A 10,408-nucleotide genomic window follows, 5' to 3' on the forward strand; every position below is an offset into this window, starting at 1 on the left:
CAGGCCCCTAGCGGGTCCACAAGGCGAGCAGAAGGGCTAAAAAGAGGAGACAGGAAACTGTCTGCCAGAAGGCAATGGGGTTCTTTTCAATGAAGGGACGATCTGTACTGGTGAAATTAACGTTTGCTTTCCGCAGGTCGACGGCAAGCTCCGACAGCGCTGCTTGACGGGTCGCTGGATCTTTCGAGACCGCCTTTTCAAGAGCACCATCTACCCATGTTGGCACATCAGGGCGCACCTGCCGAAGTGACTGATATGCCGCTTTCTTGACCTGGCGAGCTGACTGAAATCCCCGCCTGTACGGTAATTCACCTGTCAGCATTTCATAGGTGATGGCTGCTATGGCATACAAATCGGACTGTTGGTTGGCCCGACTGCCATTCACCAGCTCCGGCGCCACATAGCCAACGGTACCCATAGCGTGCTCTGGTGCGAACTCCGGGGCAGCCTCTTCAAGGCCCAGAATACGAACACTCCCGAAATCAACGATCTTCACTGTGCCATCCCGGTCAATCATAATATTGTCGGGTTTCAGGTCCTGATGAATGATCTCCTTGCGGTGCAAAGCCCGTACACCAACGATGATCTGGTCAACAATATCCCGAACGGCATTCAGCTCCGGTGACGGGTTATCAGCCATCCACTGCCCCAGCGTCTGACCCTCGACATATTCGACCAGTGTATATAGGAACTGGCGTTGACGCTTGGGCACAATGGTCCGCGCAACATGGGGGCTGGTAACCGTCTGCCCCACCCATTCTTCACGGGAAAAACATTCGAGAAACACCGGATCGTCGCGATAGTTCACGGACGGCGTTTTCAAAACCAGTTTATCACCCGTTTCGTCATCAACGGCCAGATACACCTGCGAGCGCGGGCTGAGATGCAATTCGCGAATGATCCGATAGCCATCCAGTCGCATGCCAGCCTCCAGGTCCGGCGGGAATGGCAGTTCGGTCAATGTCTTGTGGAACGCGTCCTCATCCCTTGTGCCCACTGCATCCACGCAGATGATCTGGCAGGTCACGTTATCCGGGCTTCCCTCTGCCAACGCCTGCTCGACCAATTCCTGCGCAGCTTTGTCAAAGTCCCCGTCACTGGCCTCGATACATCGGGCCACTTCGTCGTCCGACACATAGTCGTGCAGCCCGTCAGTTGAGAAAAAGAAAATGTCCCCGGTTTCCAGCGCCAGGGTGCGGTAATCCACATCAAGATGTGTACCAGCGCCCATGGCCCGGGACAGGAACTCACGCCCTGCTTCCGAACTGATCTTGTGGGCCTGTGTAAGTGGTTCCAGCACCCCGCCACGCAATAGCGCGATCCGGCTGTCACCAACGTGAAAGATAAAGGCAGTACCCCCCTTCAGCACAAGGCCAGAAAAGGTACTCGCCATATCCAGGTCACTGCCAAACCGGGCCAGGCTTTGCCCGTTCAGCCACCGGTTGGTGGCTGAAAGGACCCGACTGGCAGCCGTTCTTGCGGCCCAGGAGGCCGGCGCGTCATAATAGTCCGCAAGGAAGCTTTTGATACAGGTCTCGCTGGCCTCCTTCGCGGCCTGGCTCACACTCAGGCCATCCGCGATCGCAGCTGCAATGCCTTTGTTATCCAGGAGCGCCCCTTCAGGCACCAGCACGCCGTAGGAATCGTCATTCCGATCCTTCGCGCCCTGGTCGCTATATTGCCCGATCGTGATGCTCAACGGCTCTTGCATCAATTGTATCCCTGCCGACGTCATGTGATTTAGGCCACTTCGATCATCTGCACGGTACCATCCGGCAACACTTCTGCCATGGTACCAGCCGGCTCACGCATGAACAGTTGGGTGATAACCAGGGTCAGCACCGCTGCCGCCGCAATCACCAGAAAGAAGATCTGCGGTGATACAAATGACAACACGGTCAGAAATGTCACGCCGCCGATGTTGCCATAGGCACCAACCATACCAGCAATTTGACCGGTCAGGCGTCGCTTGATCAGAGGGACTGCAGCAAACACCGCGCCTTCACCAGCCTGCACGAAGAACGAACAGGTCATGGTCATGACAACGGCAAGTGGCAAGAACCAGGTAGCATCAATCTGCGACATGCCGAAATAGCCGAACGACAAACCGCCAAGCAGAAGCACCAGCATCTTCTTGCGCCCGAATTTGTCGCTGAACAGGCCCCCAACAGGGCGGGCCAGCAGGTTCATGAAGGCAAAGCTGGCGCCAACGGCCCCGGCTGCCACGGCCGACATCTCGAACGTATCCATGAAAAACAGCGGCAACATGGACACAACGGCCAGTTCGGAACCGAAGGTCACCAGATAGGCAAGGTCCAGTACTGCCACCTGCCGGAATTCATATTTGTGAATGTCCGCGATCGGCTTCTTGAGCGCAGGAAGGTTGATCTTGAGGATGTAAAACACCTGATAGGCATAAAGCCCTGCCAGCACCGCATAGATGGCGGTGGTTACCCCGAAGCTCAGGACCGACAGGTTGGCTGGGCCCAGCTTCCAGGCCAGCAGTGCCAGCGCTGCCAGAAGCGGCGCCTTCATGAAAATATAGAGCGCCAGATCACCATAGCTGGTCACTTCCATCGCGCCAGCCTTCTTCGGCTTGAAGTAGGTAGACCCTTTAGGCGTGTTGCGCACAGAGCGGTAGAAAACGAAAGCATAGGCCATGGCAATCACGCCCGTCAGACCCACAGCGTAGCGCCAGCCCTCAGGCCCACCGAACAGAAGTGCAATTGACGGCAAGCTAAGAGCCGCGGCCGCGGAACCAAAGTTACCCCAGCCGCCATAGATGCCCTCGGCCACACCCAATTGCTTGGCCGGGAACCATTCGCTGATCAAGCGGATACCAATCACGAAACCGGCACCAACAAAACCCAGCAGGAAACGGAAAAGCGCCAGCGTCTCGAAACTGTCGGCCGTGGCAAACAACAGACACAGCACACCTGATATTACCAGCAGAAGTGCATAAACGAGACGTGGACCGAACTGGTCAACCAGCATGCCAATGACGATACGCGCCGGGATCGTCAGCGCCACATTGAGGATCAAAAGGGTTTTCACCTCCTGGTCCGAAAGGCCGAACGTATCCCGGATAGACGCCATCAATGGGGCGTGGTTGAACCAGACAGCAAAGGACAAAAAGAAAGCAAACCAGGTGAGGTGGAGCACCTTGGTCTTACCGCTGAAGGACAATAAGTTCAGCCCTGACGAGGATGAATTGGACATGGAGAGGGTTCCTTACTTGAGCAATGCGTTTTGAGTACGCAGCCCCTATCAGCAAGGCATGTGCCAAACGGTGACCATAATATTTAAGTCAATTAAAACAAAAACTTAGATGAAGTCTGCTTTCAAATTGGGTCAGAACCACTGCTATTTACTGCATAATATTTAACCATTGATTATTTATTGATCATTTTCTGAGCCCGCAAAGAGACCCTTCCCACTCACGAAACTTTCTAACTCATTGTTATCATTATATTTATTTACATTTAGCACAACTGGCACACCCCTTGCTATCCAAAGGGCAAACACATTTTCTAGGGAAGAGAAATGAAGGAAAAATTAGTAGTTGTCGGTAATGGAATGGCCGGCATGCGCACCCTTGAGGAACTCCTCAAACGGGCACCAGACAAGTATGACATCACTGTCTTTGGCTCGGAACCCAGACTTAATTATAACCGCATCATGCTCTCGCCGCTGCTGGCGGGTGAAAAAGCCTTTGAAGATATCATCCTCAATGATTGGGACTGGTATGAAGCCAACAATATTACGCTTCGGGCTGGCGACCCCATTGTCGGCATCAACCCAGCCAAGAAGACCGTGATTTCAGGGCGCGGCCGCGAGCTTGAGTATGACAAGCTTCTGCTCGCCACCGGTTCGGAGCCCATCATCATCCCCGTGCCTGGCCATACCAAGGAAGGCGTCATCACCTTCCGCGACATGGGCGATGTGGACCATATGATCAGCGCGTCGAAAACCCGGCAGAATGCGGTTGTCATCGGCGGCGGTCTTTTGGGGCTTGAAGCTGCTTACGGCCTTTCGACCCTGGGCATGCGCGTGACTGTGCTGCACCTGGCCGACCACCTGATGGAACGGCAGCTTGATAGCGCCGCAGGCAACCTTTTGAAAAACGAGCTGGGCCAGCGCGACATCCATGTTGTGACCGGCGCCGACACCGCCGAGATCCTGGGCGAAGAGCGCGTCGAAGCCGTGAAGCTCAAGGATGGTCGCTCCTTCGACGCCGACCTTGTTGTTATGGCTGTGGGCATTCGCCCCAACACATGGCTCGCGAAATCCCACGGCATCGAGACCGGTCGCGGCATCCAGGTGGACGACCATATGGTCACCAGTGATCCGGATATCCTGTCGGTTGGTGAATGCGTCGAACACCGCGGGCTTTGCTACGGCCTTGTAGCCCCGATCTGGGACATGGCCAAGGTCCTGGCAGACAAGCTGGCGGGCATTGAAAACCCGGGTTACACAGGCTCTGTGCTGTCGACCAAACTGAAGGTCACAGGTATCGACCTGTTCTCTGCAGGCGACTTCCAGGGTGGCAAGGATGTGGAAGACATCGTCTTCCGCGATGCGGCACGCGGCGTCTACAAGCGTGTCTGCATTCGTGACAACAAAGTTATCGGCACCGTCCTCTATGGCGACACGGCCGACGGCCCCTGGTACTTCCAGCTCCTCAAGGACGAAGCGGACATCTCAGACGTCCGGTCAACCATGATCTTCGGCCAGGGGTTCGAGGAGGGCCAGGCCGCCGACCCTTTTAAGGCAGTGGCCGCCCTCAGCGATGACGCAGAGATTTGCGGCTGCAACGGTGTCTCGAAAGGAGATATCGTAAGCGCGATCAAAGGCGAAGGCCTGACATCACTGGATGAGGTGAAAACCTGTACCAAGGCGTCTGCTTCCTGCGGCTCCTGCACGGGGCTTGTGGAGCGATTGATCGGCTTCACGCTGGGGGACGAATTTGTCGCAGACGATGGGCCAAAGCCCATGTGCGGCTGTACCCACCTGCCGCACGACGATGTCCGCCGCCTGATCAAGGCCAAGGAACTGAAGACCATCCCTGACCTCTATCAGGCACTGGAATGGACAACGCCTGATGGCTGTTCAAGCTGCCGCCCTGCGGTGAACTATTATCTCCTGAGCGCATGGCCGGGCGAATATGTGGATGACGCGCGCTCGCGCTTCATCAACGAACGCGTCCACGCCAACATCCAGAAGGACGGCACCTATTCTGTCGTGCCGCGCATGTGGGGTGGGTTGACATCAGCCAAGGAACTCAGGGCCATCGCCGATGTTGTCGACAAGTTCGACATCCCGACCGTCAAGGTAACCGGCGGCCAGCGGATCGACCTGTTCGGCGTGAAGAAAGACGACCTTCCAGCCGTCTGGGCAGACCTGGGTGCTGCCGGCATGGTTTCCGGCCACGCTTACGGCAAAAGCCTGCGTACAGTGAAAACCTGCGTGGGGTCTGACTGGTGCCGGTTCGGCACGCAGGACAGTACAGGCCTGGGCGTAAAGCTTGAGGAAGAAACCTGGGGCAGCTGGATGCCGCACAAGTTCAAGATGGCCGTCTCCGGCTGTCCGCGCAACTGTGCCGAAGCCACCATCAAGGACTTCGGGGTCGTGTGCGTCGACAGTGGCTACGAGCTGCACGTGGGCGGCAACGGCGGCATCCACGTGCGCGCCACAGACCTACTCACCAAGGTCGCGACCGAAGAGGAAGCGATCGAATATGCCATGGCCTTCGTCCAGTTGTACCGCGAAGAAGCGCGGTATCTGGAACGCACAGCGCCCTGGATCGAACGGGTGGGCCTTGAGTATGTCCAGGACCGCCTGATGCGTTCAGACGAAGAGCGCCTTGAGCTGAGGGACCGCTTCCTCAAGAGCCAGGAAGGCGCACAGGTTGACCCCTGGGCCGAACGGGCAAAAGGCGTGGATGCGCATGAATTTCAGGCGCTGCCCTCCCCCAAACAACTTGCGACAGTGGAGTAAGGACCATGGCACAAGACACCTCCCCTACCCTTGTCTGTCACCTGGACGACATCCCGGAAAAAGGCGCGCGCCGCGTGCCCACCGCGGCCTTTGAAGTGGCCCTGTTCCGCACGTCTGACGGCTCGGTTTTCGCGCTCAGGAACGAATGCCCGCACAAGAAAGGCCCTCTGTCGGAAGGCATCGTGCACGGCCATTCGGTGACATGTCCGCTCCACAATTGGGTGATTGACCTGAAGACCGGCCAGGCCATGGGCGCAGACGAAGGCTGCACCCACGCGCTTAAAGTAACCGTTGGTGAAGACGGCAAGGTTTATGTCGCCCTGCCCGCTCTTGAAGGAGCCGCCGCATGACCACACGCACCACAACTTGCGCCTATTGCGGCGTCGGCTGCGGTGTGCAGGCGGTCATCGGTGGTGACCGACTGGAAATCAAGGGAGACCCCGAACACCCAGCCAACGCCGGGCGCCTATGCTCGAAAGGGTTGGCGCTCGGGGACACCCTTGACAGCGAAAGCCGCCTCAAGGCCCCCATCGTTGACGGTTCTGAGGTGCCCTGGCCCACAGCCGTTGAGGCGGTCGCGAGCCGCCTCAAGGCCACCATCGATGAGTTTGGGCCAGACGCCGTTGCCTTCTATGTGTCCGGCCAGTTGCTGACCGAAGATTATTATGTCGCCAACAAGCTGATGAAAGGCTTTATCGGCAGCGGCAATATCGATACCAACTCCCGGCTTTGCATGTCGTCGGCGGTTGCGGGCCACAAGCGGGCCTTCGGCGCCGATATCGTACCCGGCGACTATACGGACTTCGATGAGGCCGACCTGGTTGTCCTCACGGGCTCCAACCTGGCCTGGTGCCACCCGGTGCTGTTCCAACGCCTGAAAGCGGCCAAGGAAAAGCGCGGCACCAAAATTGTGGTGATTGACCCGCGCCGTACCGAAACCTGCGACATTGCAGACCTGCATATCCCGATCATGCCGGGCGGCGACACGCTTTTGTTCGGTGGCCTACTGGCACACCTTGATGCCACCGGCGCTGCCCCCACCGCCTACACGCACAATCATGTGGACGGGTATGATGAGGCCATTGAGGCGGCCAAAGCCGACCTTGAAAAACTGACTGTTGCCGCGCAAGAGCGTGGTATTGAAGAAGAAATCAACGCATTCTTTGACCTGTTCGCCAAAACGGAAAAGGTCGTCACGCTTTATTCCATGGGTGTGAACCAGGCAAAAGACGGCACGGACCGCGTCAATGCCATCGTCAACTGCCATCTGGCAACCGGCCGTATCGGCAGGCCGGGCACGGGTCCCTTCTCCATGACCGGGCAACCCAACGCCATGGGTGGCCGCGAAGTGGGTGGGCTTGCCAACATGCTGGCGGCCCACATGGATTTCACGCCAGAGGCGACCGACCGTGTTGCCCGCTTCTGGGATGCCCCCAACATGGCCACAAAACCGGGCCGCCGGGCCGTGGATATGTTCGACGCCATCCATGACGGCCGCATCAAGGCTGTGTGGATCATGGCCACCAACCCGGCCGTCAGCATGCCGAACGCATGCAAGGTACGCGAAGCGCTCAGCCGCTGCCCCACCGTTATCGTGTCAGACTGCGTGGCAGACACCGACACACAGAAATATGCCCACATTCGCCTGCCCGCGCAGGGCTGGTCCGAAAAAGACGGCACCGTTACGAATTCCGACCGCACGATCAGCCGCCAGCGCGGCTTCAGGGCACCGGTGGGTGAGGCCAGGGCCGACTGGCAGATCATGACCGCTGTAGCCCAGGCCATGGGGTGGGGTGAAGCATTCCCTTACACGCACCCGGTGCAGATCTTCCGCGAGCATGCCGCGCTGACTGCGTTTGAGAATGGTGGCAGCCGCCCGCTTGACCTTGGGGCGTTCGCAGACATCAACAGCGTGGACTATGAAACACTCGCGCCAACAAAATGGCCCTTCCCCAAGGGAGCCGAGGCACCCCAAAAACGGCTGTTTGCTGATGGCATCTTCCCAACACCGAACCGAAAAGCACGCATGATTGCCGTGCGCCATCAGCAGCCCGTGAAAAAGGGTGCAGACGGAACCCTTTTGCTGAATACCGGGCGCTACCGCGACCAGTGGCACACCATGACACGCACGGGCCTGGCCCATAAATTGACCGGCCACCGCGCCGAACCATTGCTGGACATCCACCCCAGGGATGCCGCCCGGCTGGCTATCGCGGATAAAGCTTTCGTCTCGGTCAGGAATGATCGCGGCAGCGCCACTGTCCGCGCCCGGATCACGACTGACCAGGCACCCGGCGAAGTGTTCCTGCCCATGCACTGGAACGACCAATGTGCCGCAGATGCGCGCACCGGCAGCCTGATCGCGCCGATTGTGGACCCCCATTCCGCCCAGCCTGCCTTCAAGGCAACGCCAGTTCGCGTCCAGGCGTTGCAGATGGCCTGGAAGGGGTTGCTGTTCAGCCGTTCCGCCCTAACTGTTCCATCAGACTATTGGAGCAGAACAAAACTCGAAAGCTGCCTGCTCACCCGACTGGCAGGCAAAAGCTTTGCTCAGATCGCGGCCCTGCAGGACACACTGCTTGAGGGCGCGGATGAGTGGCTTGAAATGGGGGATGCCGGTACTGGCAGCCTCCGGCTGGCCTTTATCCGCGGCGGACAGCTGGACACCCTTTTGTTCGTGGGCGAGGACCTTTGCGGCGTGAATATCGACTGGCTCAGCTCCTTGTTCACTGGCCCGCTTGACGACAGAGACCGCCAACTGCTGCTGGCCGGGCGCAGCCGGGGCATGCAGTTCGACAAAGGCCCCATCGTTTGTTCCTGCTATCAGGTCGGTCGCAAGCAAATTGCCGAGGCCGTCAAGGCACAGGGCCTCTGCAGCGTGGACGCCATCGGGCGAACAACGGCGGCCGGTACCGGGTGCGGGTCCTGCATCCCGGAACTGAAAGCCTTACTGCCCACCCCAAAAAAAGAAAAGGAGGCAGTCGATGCAGCCTGAACCCCTGTTTCCAGTCTCACTGAAACTGAAAGGGCGCACCTGCCTGATCCTGGGCGGTGGCCCCATTGCACTGGCGAAACTGACGCCACTTCTGGACACCGGCGCCCAAATTAGGGTGATTGACCCCGCCCCCCTTCCAGAAGTCACAGACCTGGCAAAGGCCGGCAGGATCGCGCTGGAAGCCGGGCCGCTGGCACCCCATCACTGCGGCGGCATCACCCTGGCGATCGACAGCGGCGAATATGCGGACGGCACCGCCCTCCTACGCCGTGAGGCCGAAAAACGGAACATCCTGCTCAACAGCGTCGACCAGCCTGACGCCTGCGACTATTTCACCCCCGCCGTTGTCAGGCGCGGGCCAATACAGGTAGCCATTTCAACAGGTGGTGCGGCGCCTGCGCTGGCGCGCACGCTCCGCCAGATGCTGGACCGCCTAATGCCCGCTTCCCTCGGCGACCTGGCCCAAAAGGCCGCGGACATGCGCGCGCATGTTCAGGCCACCATGTCCCCGGCGCGCCAGAAAAGTTTCTGGAACACGCTGTTCTCAATGAGTGCCATTCGGTCTCTTGCCGCGAGCAGCGCCGACACACTGATCGAACAGGCCATGACGGCCGCGCCGCCGGCAGGCCATGTTATGCTGGTTGGCGCCGGGGCGGGTGCCGCGGATATGATCACCCTCAGGGGCCTGCGCGCGCTTGAAGAAGCCGATGTCATCCTGCATGACGCCCTGCTGGACCCAGCCCTGTTGCGCCACGCCCGGCGCGATGCGCGGATCATGGCAGTAGGCAAAAGATGCGGCAAACATTCCACCACCCAGGACTTCATCAACAAAACGCTGGAAAATTTCGCCCGTCAGGGCAAGCAGGTCGTGCGCCTCAAATGTGGTGACCCGTTCATTTTCGGGCGGGGCGGCGAGGAACTGTTCCATCTTCAGGAAGCCGATATCCCGGTAACGGTAATCCCCGGTGTGACCGCAGCTTCGGTCGCGGCAGCTGAATATGGCTTCCCCCTGACCCACCGTGGTGTCGCCCGGCGCACCACCTTCATGACAGCTGCCACAAACAAGTCATTGCCGGCAGACAAGGCAAACTGGGACGCCTTACTGCAGGGCGGAACCATTGTTCTCTATATGGCCAAAGCCGGGCTTGAAGTCACTTTGGCTGCCATGCGTGACGCAGGCATCAACTCGACAATGCCCATTGCGGTCGTCTCTGACGCCGGGCGCACAACCAGCGACAGGAAGGCTGGATCTTTGGGCAGTTTTCTGGCTTCTCCACCTGAGCTAGGCGATGCGCCAGCCCTCGTGGCAATCGGCGAAGCTGTGGGGCTGGCAGCCAACGCAGTTGCGGAATATAAAGACGATCTGCAGCGATACTATCGCTAACATCCGCTTTTGGCCTATTCCGTTGAAAAACT

6 protein-coding genes are annotated in these 10,408 nt (G+C 58.8%); 4 read left to right on the plus strand and 2 right to left on the minus strand.

What is annotated here, in order from left to right; translation table 11 throughout:
* Positions 1–7 precede the first annotated feature (7 nt).
* Positions 8–1,711 carry a bifunctional protein-serine/threonine kinase/phosphatase gene (locus tag B3Z17_RS16305; protein ID WP_286830835.1) on the minus strand — a complete coding sequence of 568 codons (1,704 nt, stop codon included), beginning with the start codon at positions 1,709–1,711 and terminating at the stop codon, positions 8–10.
* Between the two features lie 29 nt (positions 1,712–1,740).
* Positions 1,741–3,219: a NarK family nitrate/nitrite MFS transporter gene (locus B3Z17_RS16310; RefSeq protein ID WP_068302821.1), complete on the minus strand. Its 1,479-nt coding sequence runs from the start codon at positions 3,217–3,219 to the stop codon at positions 1,741–1,743.
* Between the two features lie 324 nt (positions 3,220–3,543).
* On the opposite strand from B3Z17_RS16310, the gene nirB reads away from it, so the two are divergent.
* From nirB to cysG, 4 genes are read left to right on the plus strand one after another with little or no spacing between them, the layout of a single operon-like run.
* Positions 3,544–5,997, plus strand: coding sequence for a nitrite reductase large subunit NirB (gene nirB, locus B3Z17_RS16315; protein ID WP_286830836.1), 2,454 nt, complete (start codon positions 3,544–3,546; stop codon positions 5,995–5,997).
* 5 nt (positions 5,998–6,002) lie between these two features.
* Entirely contained in the window at positions 6,003–6,347 is a 345-nt protein-coding gene (gene nirD / locus B3Z17_RS16320) for a nitrite reductase small subunit NirD (protein ID WP_068302819.1), read from the plus strand.
* Complete coding sequence (locus tag B3Z17_RS16325; protein WP_286830837.1) at positions 6,344–8,992, plus strand: nitrate reductase; 2,649 nt, start codon at positions 6,344–6,346, stop codon at positions 8,990–8,992. Before nirD ends, B3Z17_RS16325 begins: the two co-directional genes overlap by 4 nt.
* On the plus strand, positions 8,982–10,376 hold the full coding sequence (gene cysG, locus B3Z17_RS16330) for a siroheme synthase CysG (RefSeq protein ID WP_286830838.1): 1,395 nt from the start codon (positions 8,982–8,984) through the stop codon (positions 10,374–10,376). Before B3Z17_RS16325 ends, cysG begins: the two co-directional genes overlap by 11 nt.
* The last annotated feature ends 32 nt before the right edge of the window (positions 10,377–10,408 follow it).

This window comes from Kordiimonas sp. UBA4487, from assembly GCF_002389025.1.
Lineage (GTDB): Bacteria > Pseudomonadota > Alphaproteobacteria > Sphingomonadales > Kordiimonadaceae > Kordiimonas > Kordiimonas lacus.

Coding starts and splice junctions, on each gene's coding strand:
- B3Z17_RS16305 (WP_286830835.1), bottom strand. CDS start 1,711: ATGCAAGAGCCGTTGAGCATCACGATCGGGCAATATAGCGACCAGGGC.
- cysG (WP_286830838.1), top strand. CDS start 8,982: ATGCAGCCTGAACCCCTGTTTCCAGTCTCACTGAAACTGAAAGGGCGC.
- B3Z17_RS16310 (WP_068302821.1), bottom strand. CDS start 3,219: ATGTCCAATTCATCCTCGTCAGGGCTGAACTTATTGTCCTTCAGCGGT.
- nirD (WP_068302819.1), top strand. CDS start 6,003: ATGGCACAAGACACCTCCCCTACCCTTGTCTGTCACCTGGACGACATC.
- nirB (WP_286830836.1), top strand. CDS start 3,544: ATGAAGGAAAAATTAGTAGTTGTCGGTAATGGAATGGCCGGCATGCGC.
- B3Z17_RS16325 (WP_286830837.1), top strand. CDS start 6,344: ATGACCACACGCACCACAACTTGCGCCTATTGCGGCGTCGGCTGCGGT.